Raw genomic sequence first — 15897 nt, 5'->3', positions numbered from 1 at the left:
GGCCAATCCAGGGTTTGCCAAATTGTCGGCCCGTCCTGTCCCGGAGGCAAGACGGGATTGCGCGTTCAGTTGTCGTCCGGCCGCAGCCAGGCGGATTTGAAATCGAACCAGCCCATGCTGTTGAGGCGGAAATCGGCGATGCGTCCTGGCCCTTGCAGACGTTGCCAGTTGTGGAACAGCGGCAGCAGCCAGTGCTGCCTGACGGTGGCGGCGGACAGGCTGGCGGCGTTTTCCCGGCCATGCCGCCAGTCGGATTGCCATTGGGCCAGGGGCAGGGCGGATTCCAGGCAGCGGCGCAGCACCGGCGTGCCGAACAGCCAGGCGGGGACGGCGTAGTCGATGGCGTGGTGGAAGTTGATGGTGCCCAGCCATAGGTCGGCTTCGATCGCGCCGCTCTCCCATTCGAGATAGCTGAGCACCTTGCGCTGCAGCTGGATGCCATGTTCGTTGAGGCAAAGCGCGATGGCGTCGGCGATGGTCTGGAACTCGGGGTGCTGGTCGTAGTAGGCCAGGGTCAGCCGCGTCAGCGGCGCCCGGGATGGCGAGGCGCGGGGGATGACATGATGCCAGCGCGGCAGAATGCCGCTGGCGGCTATCCAGTATTGCCGGCTTTCGGCCGAGGCGCGCAGCATGAGCTGGAGCGGCGACAGGATTTCCGCCAGCCAGCTTCGGGTGGTGTCTTGGGCCAGGGGGGCTGAGCGGGCGTCGCATAACAGGAAGTAGACGCCGGTTTCGGCCGCCATTTCGGTGATCTCGTCGACAGGCTCGGGGTTGATCTTCACCGTCAGGCCGCAAGGGTTGCGCGGTGCCGCGCCGTCGGCTTGCCAGTCCGGCATGATCCAGATGTCCACCTGGTCCAGCAGCGCCCGGTAGCCGAAATAGTCGTCGAAGGCTTCCAGCGACAGCCGGCGCGCGTCGTTGGCGGCCACGCGGTAAGGGCCGGTGCCGATGGGGCGGGCGGCAAAGCCTTCTCGTTGAGCCTGATCGGCGGGCAGTATGCTCGCGGCGGGATCGGCCAGCAGCCAGGGCAGCCAAGGATCGGCTTCGCTGAGATGGAGGGCCAGGCTATGCGGCGCGAGCTGGCGAATCCCGCCCAGATGAGCGAACAGCGGCTGCGCGCGCAGCCGTTCAAAGGTAGCGGCGATGTCGGCGACGCCGAGCAGCCGGCCATCATGCCAGCGGACGGCGGGGCGCAGGTGGAAGTGCCATTCCAGATCGGATCGTTGTTCCCAGTGATGCGCCAGATCGGCTTCGATTTCCCCTTTTTCCTCATTTAGGCGGGTGAGGCCATTGAAGATCTGGCCGATCAGGTGCTTTTCCGAGCGCCGCAGCGGCGCGCCCGGCAGCAGGTCGGGCAAGGGGCGGTAGTAGGGCACGTTCAGCACCTGCTTGTCCTGCCGCCATTGGCGGCCCATGCGCGGCAGCAGCACTTGGGCCAGTTGCGACGGGTCGTCGCCCAGCATCGCCACCGCTTGTTCCACGCGGCCTTGCTCCAGCCATTGCGCCGCCTGATTTCTTTCCAGTTCATCGGCCGTTTTGAGCAAGCGCAGGCGGGAGCGTTTGCCGCGGCCCGGCTGCGATTGCCAATCCAGCCAGCCTTGCGCCTGCATGCGGCCCAGCAGATTGCGCATATGGCGCGGCGTGCAATGGAGTTGCTCCGCCAATTGCAGCAATGAAATCACTCCGTCCTGGCCGGATTGCGATTGATAGAGGCGGCGATAGTGTTGCAGCAGGCGGTTGGCGCTCATAAAAGGGGAAGTATTAATAATGAATTGATCAATTTTTCTTCCTGAATATTGCCAAGACAATAGCGGCTCCATCAGTAGGAGTCCAGCATGAAAACCAATTCCAGTCTTGAATATTTCCACCGTTATCTGGAGAGCTTGCCGGCGGTATGGGGCGTGACGCCGCAGCAGGCGTGGGCGCAAATCGAAGAGGTGATGCAGTGGCAAGCGGCGCCTTCGCCAAAGGATGGCGGCGGCAGGCAGCAAGAGGGGGAGTGAGCGCCGCGCGCTGAGGGAGGCGCGGCGCGGGAGGGTCAGATGATGGTTTTGGCGGTTTGGAACAACAGGTCTTTGTCGCGGCTGTGCTCGCGCTTGATCTGCCTCAGCTGATGATAGTGCTTGCCGAAGTATTCAGCGGTGGGCACCGCCTCATCCTTGAAGCTGATGAAGGCGCCGTCCGTGCCGGGCAAGGGATAGCCGCGGCAGGCGTCGATCCAGTCTTCGGCCAGATTGCTGTGGTAGCGGTTGCGCAAGGCATAGCGCTGGAGCCGGTCGGCGAATTGCGGCTCGACGCGGCCGTCGCTGTCCAGATACTGATCCCACCAGGCCTGGTACTGGATGATGTAGGGGCGGTCGCCGTAGGGGAAGGCCGAGCCTATCGGGTCTGGCCGGCGGTAATCGGCATAGAAGGGGCCGGCGATGGCCAAGAGGGTGATATAGGTGTGGACGTCGCAATTATCGTCGTCCTGGCTGTCCTGCCGGCGGGGCGCGGCGAAGGGCGATTGCAATGAGCGCACCAGCGCGGCGCGGCCCTCGTCGTTCCAGCCGCGGGCGGCGACCAGGCGCGAGGTGATCTTGTGCGGCGCCGGCCCTTCTTTTTCCAGTTCGATGCCGTTGTCGCTCGCAACCTGCTCCAGGCCTTGCAAACGCAGCGCTTGCGGCGGCAGGCGGCCGTCCCAGTGGTCGAACTGCCAGCCTTCGCCGTCGCTGTCCTGATCTTCGTCGAACACGATGTGGTCGGCGGCGTCGTCGCCAAAGTAGTGGCGCACCAGATCGATGGCTTGCTCGCGGCTGCCTTCGATGAAGCCGAGAAAGACGCAGGGCAGGGTGGCGTGGACGTCCGCCGCCTCGCCCTCCCGCAGATGGCGGGCGGAAACGCGCAGGCTGCTGCCTATCATTTCCGGATGCCGGTCATCGGCTATCATCTCTTCCCACAGCCGCAGCGTTTCCAGCGTGCTGTCGCGCCGCAGCGCGGTATGGAAGCTGTAAGCCTCTCCTGGCACGGCAAAGGCGCGATAGCGCAGCTCGGTGACGATGCCGTAGCTCATGCCGCCGCCGCCGCGCAGCGCCCACAGCAATAGGCCGTTGCGGCTGTCCGGCGCGTCGGTGTCGCGCAGCTGGACGATTTCGCCGTCGCCCAGCACGAGGGTGGCGCCGATCAACCGTTCGCAGCCCATGCCGTAGCGGCGGGTCCAGGGTCCCCAGCCGCCGCCCAGGGTGTAGCCGGTGACGCCGACGGTGCGGCAAGTGCCATGCGGGATGCCCAGCTTCCAGTCATCCAGCTTGGGTTTGAGTTCCCGAAAGCGCACGCCGGCGCCGATGCGGATTTCCGCCTCGCCTGCCGGCAGCTCGCGCAGTTTTTCCACTTCTTTCATCGGCGAGCAGTCGATCAGGATCACATCGGTGCCGGAACATTCGCCGGCGTGGTCATGGCCGCCGCTGCGCACGCGCAGCCTGGCCGCCATCGGCGCGGCGCGGGCGAAGCGCACGATGGCGCTGACTTGTTCGGCGTTGCCGGCCTTGGCGATGACGGCGGGACGGAAGTCGAACTTGCGGTTGAAGATCTGCCTGGACGCGTCGTATTCGCGGCTGTCCTGGGCGGTGATCAGAATGGGTTGATTGGCGCTGGAGAGCGCGAGGCGCAGATATTCGCGCAATGCTTCCGCTAGCGTATGGCTGCTGCTCATGATAGGTGATGTTCCTTGCAAAGAAGTGCGTGGTTTGAGCCGGCGCCGGCAAGGCGGTAGCCGCGCTTGCGCTGGCGTTTGACTTGGTACATGGCGGCGTCGGCGGCGGCGATCAGCGTTTCGGCGCTGTCGCCTTGGCCGGGATTGAAGGCGATGCCTATGCTGGCGCCCAGGCTGATGGTCCGTCCCCACAGCTGCACCGGCTCCGATACGCTGCGCAGCATGCGCTCGGCGATCTGCTCGGCCTGGCCGCAGTCCTGAATGGCCGGCAGCAGGGCGATGAATTCGTCGCCGCCCAGGCGGGCCACGGTGTCGCCCATCCTCACCGTATTGTTCAGCCTGTCGGCCAGGATGCAGAGCAGGGCGTCGCCGGCGTCGTGGCCCAGCGTGTCGTTGACCTGCTTGAAGCCATCCAGGTCGATGAACAGCAGCGCGGTCAGGCTGCCGCTGCGCTGAGCCTGCAGCAAGACCTGCCGCAGCCTGTCCTTGGCCAAGCGCAAATTGGGCAGGCCGGTCAGCGGGTCGTGGTTGGCCTGGTGCGAGGTCTCTTGCAATCGTTGCCGGATATGCAAAGCGCCGAGCAGGCCGGCGATGGCCTGCACGGTTTCGGCGTCGTTGTCTTCCAGCGGCGGCAGGAAGGGCGGCAGGATGCGGGTGCGGCCGGTGACGAGGATGGCGGCGTGGCCGCCTTCCGCGTGAATGGCGGCGCTGACGAAGTAAGGCAGCCGCAGCGCTTCGCCTATCGCGGCGAGAGCAGGTTCGCCAGGCAGTTCGCGCTGCAGGGCCGGCTGGCCAGGATGAAGCATGGCGGGGGCGAGGGGCAGCGTGAGAGCGGACAGCGCGGCGGCCTCCTCATCGGCATAGCCGTCCAGCAAGGTGGGCCGGTACGCGCCATCCTCGGCGGCTTGTAGCAGCACGGTGCGCTGCATGGCCAGGACGGCGCTCAGACGCCGGGCCACCAGGCGGAAGGCTTGATCGGCATCGTCGCTGTGCAGGGCGGCGCTCAGCTCCGCAAGCAGGCGGAAGCCGCGTCGCTTGCGCTCCAGCTCATGCCGCAGAGTGGAGAGCTGGCGGTCGGCCCGCAGCAGGCGCGCGCTCAGCTCATGCAGCCGTTGCCGGAAGTAATCGATCTGCCGGCGCAGATTGTCCAATATTTCAACCGGTGTCGTCATGGGGCACGCTGAGCAGGCAGAATACGCCTGTCCAATCCAGAGGCGTGGGGCGGCCTTGAATCGGGCCGATTTCCACGCCGGAGTAAAAGCCTAATAAAGGCGCGCGGCCCGCCACGGCCTGCTGGACGGCATGGGCATCCTCCTGCTCCAGGCCGGCGTACGCGGCGGCGCGGCCGGCGCAATTGATATAGAGCGCCAGCACCGGGCGGCGGCCCGCCTGGGCGGAGAACAAGGCCTCAATCCGCGGCGCGATGTAGTCCAGATCCAGGCTGCGCACCATCAGCTGCACTTCCTCGCCTTCGATCAAGTCCGGTTCGAACATCATCAGCGCCTGCCGCTTGCGATCCACCTTCAGGCATAAACGGTTGACATAGTCCTCTTCCCGGAATGGCCCCCATTTGTCGCCGCGATTCATGCCCAGCGTGACGAAAAAGGCGTACTGCTCGGGCGGGACGTCCGGCCCCAGCCATTCGGCCAGCACGTCCAGAATCGGGCGATGATCCAGTTCGTAGACCAGGTTGCCGTCGGCGCGGGTGATGCGGTAATAGCCGGTCGCCGGCTGGCAGCCATGCATGATGACGGCGTCCAGCCGCGCGCCGGCGCCGAAATCGACGGCGATGGCTTGCTGGCTCAGCAGATCGTCATCCAGCAATTGCGGCATCATGCCGCCGGCCATATCGCCTATCAGGCCCGCGCCGACCAAGGGCGGCAACTCGCCCATGGCTTGCCGCAGGCCCGCCAGCAGCGGGGTGGCCATATTGAGCCGCCCGCGGCCGTCGCGCTGGCTTTTGGCGTCGTATAGCAGCAGCGAAGGCGCGCGTTTTTCGGTTTGCAGACGGCGGCCCAGCCGCAGGCCGGTTTCCTGTTCGTCCCGGTCCATGCCGGGTTCGGCCAGAACCGAAATAGGCTCGGCGCCTTCGGCGATCAAGGCCAGGGCGAATTGATGGCCGTCATAGCCGCAATGGCGGTTGTCCAGCGCGCCGACGGCGCCGCCTATCAGCAGGCGGGTTTGAACGCCCAGGACGCGCCGCAGGCCGTCGCGCAGTTTGGCCAGGTCATGGCGGACGGTGGCGAAGCCCAGCGCCAGCGACGGCGGGCTGTTCAATGCGGCAAGCGCTTGCTCAGCCGCTGCCTGTGCGGCGGCCTGGCTATCGGCCAGATCGGAATAAGCGGTTGCGGCGCGCATGCTCAGGGCTCGATCCGGATGGAGGTCGTCGCCGGAATTTCGTTCAGCAAGGTGTGCAGGATGGCCGACTTGCGGTCCAGCGCGGCCTTGCATTGCTCAAGCTGCGCTTCGCTGACGCCTGGTTTGCCCTTCAGCGTGACTTGGTAATGGATGCCCAGAGCGTGGTTAGGGATGCTCTTGTCCAGGCCCAGCACGCCGCGCATGTCCCAGTCGCAGCGCACCTCCACGTCCAGTTTCTCCAGCGCGGTATGGAAGAGGGCGGCATTGGTGGCGATGCCGGCGGTCAGGCAGCCGCACAGTCCCGCCGCCAGCAATTCCACCGGATTGGGGGCGCTGTCCTCTCCGCCCAGTTGCGGCGGTTCATCGCAGCGCAGTTCGAAGCTGCGGCTGGCGGAGGCGGCGTTGGCGCCCGCCAGCCGCATTTCGCCTACCTGGATGGCGGAGCGGGTGCCGCCCAGCCACGAGGAGCGGGCGATGAAAGTGGCGCGGCCCTGGGCGGCGTCGTTTTTGACCGAGGTTTGGTATTGCTGGATGGCGGCGAGATCCACGCCGTTTAGCGTTTCCACATGGGCTCCTGATTACTTGTAATTATTGGTTTAATGTCTTGAAATGCATAATACTTTATATCTACGGCATATTCATTGCAAATTTACTGTGCCTAAGGACTAAAAAAGAAGGCCGAGACGGGCTCGGCCTAAACGAGGGATGCAAGGAGAGGAAAATCGGCGCCCGCCTCCGCGGGCGCTTGAGGACTACTGCAGATACGGCAGGTAGGGCGCTTCGTCGCGAATGGCGTAGGTTTTGCCGTTCAGGCCCACCGTGTAGTGGCTGGGCCCGGAAATCGGCAGGTAGTACACCACGTCCAAGGTCACGCTTTGGCCCGGCGCCAGGCTTTGCCAGCTGGGCAGTTTCACCGACACGCGGTTGAAGTCGCCCTTCAGGCCGCCGACATTGCTGCCGCTATGGCCGACGCTGATCACCTTGAGCCCGAAGCCGGACTGGTCGGCGATATTGGCCGGCGCCGAGGTCGGCACGTCGAACTGGAACTCGGTGCCGCCGGGCAGCGTGGTATTGGACGAGCGGTTGACGATGGTCAGCTTGGGGTTGATCGGATAGTTCTGATCGCCCAGCGCGAAGCTGCCCAGGCTGAGGCCCACATCGATGGCCGCGGTCGGCGCCGGCGCGATGTCGGCGCGCTTGGCGCTGACCTTGGCCGGCTGGCTGAAGGTGCTGTACAGCAGATTGGTCAGGGTGTTGCCGATGTAGTACTCGCCCTGGCCGTTATTGCGCTGCGCGTTCCAGTCGTAGTCGCCGGCCAGCTCCCAGAACATCACGCCGCCCACATTGTTGGCGTCGACCCAGGCCGCTTTCTGCGCGATGGACTGCTCGTCCTCGGTGGACAGGAACACGTTCTTGCTGGCGTTCCACAGCCACGGCGCGGCCAGCGTGCTGTTGTAGTTGCGCTGGTAGGTCCCGCTGAGCTGGTTGATGGCTTGGCTGGTGTCCAGGCCGTAGGCGGCCAGATAACTGCCGGCGATGCCTTTCTCCAGGTTCTTGGCATGCCACATCGGGTTGGAGCCGCCCGGGATCTCCTTGCCGTTGTCGTCCAGATCGTGCCAGATATTGTCTATGCCCACCGCGCCGTCGCCGCAAGTCTGCAGACCGGTCGGGCAGTTGCTGCCCACTGCCGTGCCCCACAGGCCGTTGCTGCCGCCGGTGACGTTCTTCCAGCCGCGGGTGTAGTAGGGCACGCCCATATTGACGCGCGAGGCCGGCAGGCCGCCGCGGTAGTAATGGTAGGCCCAGTCGGTGTTGAGGTAGCCGATATTGCCGTACTGCGGCGTGCTGTAGACGTTCCAGAAGGCCAGTTCGGCGTCCTTGCCGTCGTCGAACAGCGCGGCGTTGGGACCGACGAACTGGTTCCACGAACCGTGCAGGTCATACGACATCACGTTGACGAAATCCAGATACTTCAGGCCCTGGAAGGTTTCCATGCCGCGCAGCAGGTAGCCGGAAGCCGGCACCGCGGCGGTGATCTGGTAGTAGTGGCCGTCCTGGGCGGCGGCGCGGTCCAGCCGGTCGCGCAGCGTCTGCAGCAGCGCCACATAGCCCTTGGTCAGCGAGCCGAGGCGGGCGTTGGAGAAGGTCCAGTCCAGCGGATTGCCGGCGTTGCTCATCGAGGTCGGATATTCGAAGTCGATGTCCAGGCCGTCGAAGCCGTATTTGCGCAGGAAAGCGACGGCCGAGTCGGCAAAAGTGTTGATGCCGGTCTGGTTGACGCTGCCGTCGGCGTTGACGGTCATGCTGTAGAAGCCGCCGCTGGCCACGCGTTTGCCGCTGGCGTCGAAGTAGCCGCCGGTTTCGGCCCAGCCGCCCACCGAGATCAAGGTCTTCACGCCCGGGAACTTGCGCTTGTACTGGGTCAGCAGGTTGAAGTGGCCCTTGTAGGGCAGGCTGGGGTCCATCTCGGCTCCGGCCACGCCCGGCCAGGTCATGTCGGTGGCCGGATTGCCGGCGGCCGTGTCGTTGACCGACAGCTGGTTGTTGCCGTCGACATGGCCGAAGGCATAGTTGATGTGGGTGATTTTGCCCCAGGGGATGTTGTTCACCAGATAGGCCGGGCTGCCATCCTTGCCGGTGCGCCAGCTGGTGAAGTAGCCGATGATGCGGCGGCGGCTGCCGTTGGCCAGCTGTTCCGCGCCGCCTTGTTTGTAGATGGCGCAGTAGGGCACGTCGACGCTGGGGGTTTGCGCCAGCGCTTCTGGCCGACACAGCGCGTTGCCGGTGGGCGCCGGCACCTGCACCAGCGGGGGATCCGGCGGCGGGTTGGGATTGCCGCCGCCGCACTGGCCTATCAGCTGCCAGGGACTGGCGTCGCCGGCGGCCGGGGTATTGCCCTGGGTCCACCACTTGGCTTGCCAGGTCTGGTTCTGGTAGCTGACGCGCTGGCCGCCGTTATAGACGGTGGTCGCGCTCCAGGCCGGATCAGTGCAGCTGCTGTCGGCTGGCTTGACCAGGCTGGCGCGGATCAGCGGGATGGACGCCCCGCCGTTGTCCGTCAGGGCATGTCCGGCCAGCAAGGCGCCGCCGCCCAGCGCGCCGATGGCGAGTCCGCCTTTCAATAGCATCAGGGTTTTGCTCACTCTGTTCTCCTGTTGTTGTGGGTGCAGCCAAAAGAACGCGACAACTTGTATTTAAGTGGTATTAATATTTGGACTGTAGTTGTAGGAAATAAAAATGCTCCTGTTCTTTTTGCCAGGAGGGGCTTGATAGCGCAGAGTGGGCGCATTGATGGCGCGACGCGCAACCATGAAAGCTGGATGGCGCGTCAGTATTGGATTGTGTGAGGGAGAGGCATGAATCGGCGGGGACGGCGCCGGCGCGGAGGCTGGAGGAGCGATCCGCGCGGGGCGCCGGAATGGGAGGGGATCCTATTGCCGGATTTTGCTACCAGATAAATACCAGTGAAAGGCGCGAGCGCAGATTAATGAACGGATTTGGCGTGGTGGGCCGGCGCAGGCAAAAAGCCCTGGCTGGTTAAATGCCAGATCAGCCACAGCAGCACGATGGCGCCGAAAATGGCCGCCGCCGTTACCAGCAGCTTCAAGGGCGGGCTGAGCCGGTTGCGGCCGGAGCGGTCTTCCTCATCGCTGTCTTGTTGCGGCTGCGGCGCGATGGCCGCCGCAGGCTCGATCGCTTCTTCGGGCAGCGATGGTGGCAGATCCACCGAGGATGGCGCGGCGGATGAGGCTGCGATTTCGATGGGAGCGGGGGACGAGTCGACCGGGGCGCTTGCGGTCTGTATCCGCGCTTCTCCCCAGCCCGCCAGGCGGCGGGTGAGCGGCGCGAACCAGTCCAGCGGCGGCATGGCCGGCAAGGCGCGGCGTTGTTCGCGGATCACCCGGCTCTCCAGCAGGACAAAGGCCATGGTCAATAAGGGCACGACCACTTGCAGCGCCGGGGCATTGGCCGCCAGCCAGTCGGCCCACAAGGCGTCGCCGACCGCCAGGCTGCCGGCCAGCCAGCCCAGCGCCGCTGCGCCGGCCGGGATCAGCAGCGGGTAGCTGTTCATCAAGCGTGACAGCAGCAAGCTGCCGTACATCAGCAGCGGCACGCTCAATAGCAGGCCGAGCAGCAGGAACAGCACGCTGCCCTGCGCCGCGGCGGCCAGCGCTACCACATTGTCCAGGCTCAGCGCCAAGTCTGCGCCGACGATCAGGGTGACGGCATTCCACAGCTGGTCGCTGTGGCTGGCTTTCTCGGCCAGCGCGCCGCCGTCTTCGCCACCCGCATCGTCCAGCAGCAGCCGGAAGGCGATGAACAGCAAAATGACCGCGCCTGTCAGCTTGAGCAGCGGCACCATCATCAGCACGCCGGTGAAGGCGGTCAGCAACAGCCTGAGCAGGATGGCGAAGCCGGTTCCCCACAAGATGGCCTGGCGGCGCAGTTGTTCGGGCAGAGCGCGGCAGGCCAGGGCGATCACCAGCGCGTTGTCGCCGCTGAGGATGAGGTCGAGAAAGGAGACCTGGAAAGTCAGGCCGAAGGCATGGGCGAGGCTGTCGGGTTCCATCTGGGTTCCGTGAGTTCAGTTCAGGCTGCCGACGATGCCGGCGTAGAGGCTGAAGCCGCCGACCAGCAGCAGCGACGGCGCCAGCAGCATCTGATAGCGCCGGCTGGGACGTAGCTCGGGCGGCAGCTCCTTGCAGGCCAGCCAGTACAGGCCCGCCAGCATGATGGGCAGCAGCAGGGCGTTGGCGACCGAGGTGGCGATGGACAGCTTGACCAGATTGACGCCGGACGAAACCAGCGCGCCGGCGCCGGCCAGCATCAAGGCGAAGCTGCCGTAGAACCAGGGTGCCTGCAGCGGGTGTTTTTCCAGCGATTCGCGCTGGCCGCTCATTTCGCCCAGCGTCCACGCGCCGCACAGGCAGACCACGATGGTGGCCACCAGCGCGCCGCCGGACAGGGCCAGCGCGAACAGCAGCTTGCCGCCGGTGGGGCCTAGCAGGCGGGTGAAGCCGCCGGCGATCTCTGGAATGGTGTCCAGGCTGGCGCCGCCCGCGCCGTTGCCGAAGGCGACCGCGGCGGCGATCAAGATGCCGGCGGTGATGACCTGGCACAGCGTGGCGCCCAGCAGGGTATCCAGCCGTGCTGGCTTCAGATCGGCCAGCGTCAAGCCTTTGTCCAGCATCGCCGACTGCTGGTAGCAGATGGTCCACGGCATGATGCAGGTGCCGATATTGGCGGCGGCCAGCAGCAGGAAATCGTGGTTGGACAGCGGCAGCTGCTTGAGTTGGGCGACGATCTGGCTGCCACTGGGGTGGGCCAGCCAGGCTTCGGCCAGAAAGGCCAGCTCGAATACGCCCAGCGCGATGGCGGTGCGCTCCACCGAACGGTAGCTGCCGGTGCAGACCATGATGAAAATCAGCGCGCACAACAGCAGCACGGTGTGCGCCGTCGGGACGCCGAACATCTGCCCGACGCCGGCCAGGCCGCTCAGCTGGGTCGCCAGCGCGCCCAAGCAGCTGAGCAGCAGCAGGGCGGCGGAAAATTGTCCCGCGCGCCGCCCCCAGCGGCGCACCACCAGCTCGCCATAGCTCTGCCCGGTGCCCAGCGCCAGCCGTATGGTCAGCTCCTGCGCCATATAGAGCAAGGGTATCAGCACCAGCAGCAAGGGCAGCATGCGATAGCCCCAGTGCGCGCCGCTTTGCGCGGCGGCGATCACGCTGCCGGTTTCGGTATCGGCCAGCATCACCACCAGGCCGGGGCCGATGGCCGCCAGCAGGTGGCGCAGCCGGCGCAGGGTGGAGGGCTGCAGCGACATGTCAGCCCCACTCATGGTTTGCCCCCGGCCGGGCCGTTTCGCAAGTCCCGCAGCAAGGCCGAGTCGGGCGACAGCACCACGGTGGGCGCGGAGTCCGCCAGCGACTGGCGGTAGGTTTGCAGCGAGCGGTAGAACTTGTAGAACTTGGGGTCCTTGCTGAAAGCCTGGGCCAGGATGCGGCCGGCTTCGGCATCGGCTTCGCCGTGGGTGATGGCGCTTTGCCGCTGCGCCTCGGACAGGATCACGGTGCGGTCGCGGTCGGCCTTGGCCTGGATCTGCTGCGCCCATTCCGCGCCCTGGGCGCGCAACTCCTTGGCTTCCTGCTGGCGGGCGGACTTCATCCGGTCGTAAATGGCCTGGCTGGTTTCCAGCGGCAGGTCGGCGCGATGCAGTTGCACCTCGGTCACCTGCAAGCCCATGGGGCGGGCGCGCTCGGCCACTTCCTGCTGGATGTGCGCGACGATGGCGGCGCGGCGCGCCGACAGCAAGTCGCTCAGGGGGACTTTGCCCAGTTCACGCCGCAGCGAGGTGCTGACCAACTGCGCCAGTTGCGCGCGGGCCTGCTCCTCGGTGCGCAGCGCCTGATAGAAGCGCAGCGTGTCGGTGATGCAGTAGCGGGTGTAGGTTTCCACCTCCAGCCGCTTTTCATCGCCCAGAATCACTTGCTCCGGCGGCGGCGCCAGCATCTGCAGACGGGTGTCGTAGTACTGCACGCTGTCGATCAGCGGCAGCTTGAACTTGAGCCCCGGCTCGCCGTCCACATCCACCGGCGCGCCCAGCCGGACCACCAGCGCCTTTTGCCCCTCGTTCAGCGTGTATTGCGCCGAAAGCGCCAGCCAGATTGCGGCGATGCCCGCCGCCCAGCCGATTCCGCGCCATTGCTTATCCATCATCGGTTCTCCTTGCCGCCGCTCTTCGGCTTGTCCTGCAATTGCAATAGCGGCAGCACGCCGGCGCCGTTCTTGCCGGTGCCGTCTATCACTACCTTGCTGGCTTTTTTCAGCATGTCGTCCATGCTTTCCAGATACAGCCGCCAGGCGGTCACGTCCTTGGCTTGGGCATAGGTCTGGTAGACCGAGTCGAAGCGCTTGGCCTCGCCCTGGGCCAGATTCACCACCTGGCTGCGGTAGGCTTCGGCTTCCTGGCGGATGCGTTCAGCCTCGCCGCGCGCCTTGGGCAGGATGTCGTTGCTATAGGCCTGGGCTTCGTTGCGGGCGCGCTCCTGGTCGGCGCGGGCGCGTTGCACATCGTTGAAGGCGTCGATCACCGCGGCGGGCGGGTCCACTCTTTGCAGCTGCACCTGGGTGATCAGAATGCCGGCCTGCTGCGCGTCCAGCCGCTGCTGGATCAGGCTGCGGGTTTCTTCCGCCACTTGCTGGCGGCGGTTGGACATGGAGGCCTGGATGGGCGTGTGCGAGATCACTTCGCGCAAGGCGCCTTCGGCGGTGATGCGCAGCGCCTCTTCCGGCTTATTGGTGCGGAACAGGAACTGGCCGGCGTCCTTGATGCGCCAGAACACCGCGCAATCCGCTTCGACGATGTTTTCGTCGCCGGTGAGCATTTGTTTTTCGCGCGGGTCGGCGGCGTCGGCCGGGCCGCTTTCATACAGGTTGGCTAGTTTCAGCTGCTTGATCTGGGTGACCTTGGGCAGTTGAACGGATTCCACTGGCCAGGGATAGTGGTAGTGCAGGCCGGCCGAGGTGGTGTCCACCCAGCGGCCAAAGCGCAGCACCACGCCTTGCTCGTCCGGCTCCACCCGGTAGATGCCTGAAGCCAGCCAGCCCAGCAGCAGCAAGCCGCCCAACAGACGCAAACCCTTGCCCGGCATGCCGAGCAGTTGCAGGGAGTAATCGAGGCGCTGGCGCATGGAGATAAAAGACGGCGGCGCGCTGTCGGCGCGCGGATCGGATTGCGGTGCTTGGCTGGACATGTCGGCTCTGCAGGATTTGACCACTTGTTGTGTATGGTTAACGCGGCAGATGCCACGCGGATGACATCTATCGACAATTTAGTGCATCAGGAACCGGTTTGGACCGCAACAATTGCAAAATGCGATGCCTCATCTTGCGGTTGTTAATTTCAATGGCATATTCTGACTAGGAGCCGAGCTCTTGCCGGCGCTTGAATAAAGGATAATGCCATGCCAATGCCTTCGCGTGGTTTGATCAAGATCGGGGCGGCGCTACTCGCCTTGATCGTGCTGTTCAATTTGATGGATAAGACCTTGCTCAGCTGGACCGTGATCAATCCGGGCTACACCGGCATCAAGATCAACCGGTTGATCGACCGCGGCATCAGCAAGGAAAACGTGGTGACCGGTTTTGTGTTCTTCAATCCTATCCAGAGCGTGGTGGTGGTGTATCCCACTTTCGTGCAGCGCGAGGTGTGGACGCGTTCGCCCAGCGAGGGCAGTCCGTCCAATGAGGAACTGAGCTTCAACACCAAGGACGCGGTGCCGGTGACGATAGACGTGGCTGTGTCCTATCTGCTGGACGCGCGCAAGGTGCCTGAGTTTTACACCCGTTTCCGCGCCGACGACATTTCCAACTGGACGCACGGCTATCTGCGCGACACCGCGCGCAACATCGTGGTGGCCATAGGCTCCGAGTACAGCTTCGATGACGTCAACGGCGTCAAGAAAGAAGAGTTCCTGAGCCGGGTAGCGGCCGAGCTGAACCGCCGCACCCAGCCGATCGGCGTCTCCATCCAGCAGTTCGGCCTGGTGGGCGCGCTCAGGCCGCCGCCGGAGCTGGCCAACGCGGTCAACGCCAAGACCAAAGCGATCCAGGATTCCATCCGCACCGAAAACGAGGTGCGGGCGGCGCAAGCGGAAGCGCGCAAGAAAGTGGCGATCGCCGAGGGCGAAGCGGCCGCCAACCGCGCGCTGGCTTCGTCGCTGGATGACAGGCTGCTGGCTTGGGAAAGGCTGAAGCTGCAACGCGCCTACATCGACAAATGGAATGGCCAGATGCCCAATGTGGTGGGCGGCGAGGGCAATGGCTTGCTGCTCAATATACCAGGGCCGGCCGCGTCGAAATGACTGAGCCAGATCAACAGATCGGCTCGGATTTGCGGATAGCATGAAATGGTAGCCGGCCAGGCCGGCCAAAACCCACCCAGGAGGCTGTCCATGTTTCCCGAATACCGCGATCTGATTTCCCGCTTGAAAACCGAAGACCAGCATTTCGCCAAGCTGTTCGATCTGCATAATGAGCTGGATCAGCAGATCAAGAATATGGAGGCGCGCATCATCAGCGCGTCCGCGGCGGAGATCGAGAATCTGAAAAAGGAAAAGCTGAAGCTGAAAGACCAGCTTTACGGCTTGCTCAAGGCCCACACCTCCTGATTGCGGCAAGCGCGTGATCCATAAAGGAAGCCGGACGAATGGTCCGGCTTTGTCGTTTTGCGCTGAAGTTTGTTTCAGTTCCAACTAAAACTAATTCAGGGCAACGTAACGATAGGATCACAGATATGCAGTTTGATGAAATCCACAGCAAGCACTTTGTCACGCTGAGCCGCAAGCCGCTGCCGCATACGCTGATTGAGCAGGCCTTGGTCAATATGGGCGGCGGCGGCAATGACGGCATGACTTTTCGCAAGCAGGCTTTGGCGGCGGCGGGGTGGGAGTATGATGGCCTGGTTCCGTTCGCCAAGCATCCGGACAAGGCCGCGGAGGCTTTCAACCGTCTGCGCCAGGCGATGGCGTCCGCCGAGACGGCAGACGCCGTGCTGCAAGCGCTTGGGGCAAGCTGATTGTCATTGCCAGGCTGTGAGAGCTTGAGGGAGAATTCGCCGGCACGCCAAGCGTGCCGGTTTTCATTGCGCTCTGCCGTTTCCCTGCGGCGCTGATTACGGTTTGCTTCGTCAACCGGTTTCGCGCTGGCCCAACGCGCTTGCCGCGTTTCTGTCGCGCATCCTGGATGCCCGCTGTCGGAGCGGGCCAGGCGGAGGGCTGAACGGCCTGTCCTGGTTTCTCAATCGTGAATTGGAATGGCTTGAATGTCGGATAGCAAGGTTTTGTCTG

Annotated in this window: 14 protein-coding genes; 4 read left to right on the top strand and 10 right to left on the bottom strand. The window is 64.6% G+C overall.

Going from position 1 to position 15897, the window contains the following annotated elements; genetic code table 11:
• Nucleotides 1-65 precede the first annotated feature (65 nt).
• Nucleotides 66-1748: an HTH-type transcriptional regulator SgrR gene (gene sgrR / locus NKT35_RS00425; protein ID WP_254297840.1), complete on the bottom strand. Its 1683-nt coding sequence runs from the start codon at nt 1746-1748 to the stop codon at nt 66-68.
• A gap of 87 nt (nt 1749-1835) precedes the next feature.
• Here sgrR and NKT35_RS00420 point away from each other — a divergent pair, with 87 nt between their 5' ends.
• Entirely contained in the window at nt 1836-2003 is a 168-nt protein-coding gene (locus NKT35_RS00420) for a hypothetical protein (protein ID WP_254297839.1), read from the top strand.
• 35 nt (nt 2004-2038) lie between these two features.
• On the opposite strand, the gene NKT35_RS00415 is transcribed toward NKT35_RS00420, so the two are convergent.
• The 9 genes from NKT35_RS00415 to hflK form a co-directional block, all read right to left on the bottom strand.
• Nucleotides 2039-3691 (bottom strand): FAD-binding oxidoreductase, encoded by a 1653-nt coding sequence (locus NKT35_RS00415; RefSeq protein ID WP_254297838.1) that lies wholly within the window; start codon nt 3689-3691, stop codon nt 2039-2041.
• A complete protein-coding gene (locus NKT35_RS00410) occupies nt 3688-4863 on the bottom strand; it encodes a GGDEF domain-containing protein (protein WP_254297837.1) in 1176 nt (391 codons plus the stop codon). Before NKT35_RS00410 ends, NKT35_RS00415 begins: the two co-directional genes overlap by 4 nt.
• Nucleotides 4847-6049, bottom strand: a complete 1203-nt coding sequence (locus NKT35_RS00405) for an FIST N-terminal domain-containing protein (protein ID WP_254297836.1) — start codon at nt 6047-6049, stop codon at nt 4847-4849. The genes NKT35_RS00410 and NKT35_RS00405 overlap by 17 nt, the downstream gene beginning before the upstream one ends.
• 2 nt (nt 6050-6051) lie before the next feature.
• Nucleotides 6052-6615, bottom strand: a complete 564-nt coding sequence (locus NKT35_RS00400) for an OsmC family protein (protein ID WP_254297835.1) — start codon at nt 6613-6615, stop codon at nt 6052-6054.
• Between the two features lie 186 nt (nt 6616-6801).
• Nucleotides 6802-9192: a glycosyl hydrolase family 18 protein gene (locus NKT35_RS00395; RefSeq protein ID WP_305883454.1), complete on the bottom strand. Its 2391-nt coding sequence runs from the start codon at nt 9190-9192 to the stop codon at nt 6802-6804.
• A gap of 341 nt (nt 9193-9533) precedes the next feature.
• Nucleotides 9534-10619, bottom strand: coding sequence for a YjbE family putative metal transport protein (locus NKT35_RS00385; RefSeq protein ID WP_254297834.1), 1086 nt, complete (start codon nt 10617-10619; stop codon nt 9534-9536).
• Nucleotides 10620-10634: 15 nt separating this feature from the next.
• Complete coding sequence (locus NKT35_RS00380; protein WP_254297833.1) at nt 10635-11888, bottom strand: NRAMP family divalent metal transporter; 1254 nt, start codon at nt 11886-11888, stop codon at nt 10635-10637.
• Nucleotides 11885-12766, bottom strand: coding sequence for a protease modulator HflC (gene hflC / locus NKT35_RS00375; RefSeq protein WP_254297832.1), 882 nt, complete (start codon nt 12764-12766; stop codon nt 11885-11887). Before hflC ends, NKT35_RS00380 begins: the two co-directional genes overlap by 4 nt.
• Complete coding sequence (gene hflK / locus NKT35_RS00370) at nt 12763-13803, bottom strand: FtsH protease activity modulator HflK (protein WP_254297831.1); 1041 nt, start codon at nt 13801-13803, stop codon at nt 12763-12765. The genes hflC and hflK overlap by 4 nt, the downstream gene beginning before the upstream one ends.
• Nucleotides 13804-14013: 210 nt before the next feature.
• On the opposite strand from hflK, the gene NKT35_RS00365 reads away from it, so the two are divergent.
• The 3 genes from NKT35_RS00365 to NKT35_RS00355 all read left to right on the top strand — a co-directional run bounded on the left by NKT35_RS00365 (nt 14014) and on the right by NKT35_RS00355 (nt 15626).
• Nucleotides 14014-14913 (top strand): prohibitin family protein, encoded by a 900-nt coding sequence (locus NKT35_RS00365; protein ID WP_254297830.1) that lies wholly within the window; start codon nt 14014-14016, stop codon nt 14911-14913.
• A 90-nt stretch (nt 14914-15003) separates the two neighbouring features.
• Entirely contained in the window at nt 15004-15219 is a 216-nt protein-coding gene (locus NKT35_RS00360; RefSeq protein ID WP_254297829.1) for an HP1242/YdcH family protein, read from the top strand.
• A gap of 125 nt (nt 15220-15344) precedes the next feature.
• The gene (locus NKT35_RS00355) at nt 15345-15626 is read left to right on the top strand and encodes a hypothetical protein (protein ID WP_254297828.1); all 282 of its coding nucleotides are present in this window, start codon (nt 15345-15347) and stop codon (nt 15624-15626) included.
• Nucleotides 15627-15897: the final 271 nt, after the last annotated feature.

The organism is Chromobacterium sp. IIBBL 290-4, from assembly GCF_024207115.1.
GTDB lineage: Bacteria > Pseudomonadota > Gammaproteobacteria > Burkholderiales > Chromobacteriaceae > Chromobacterium.
The sequence above is the reverse complement of the archived record's forward strand: the minus strand, read 5'-3'. Positions and strand labels throughout refer to the sequence as shown.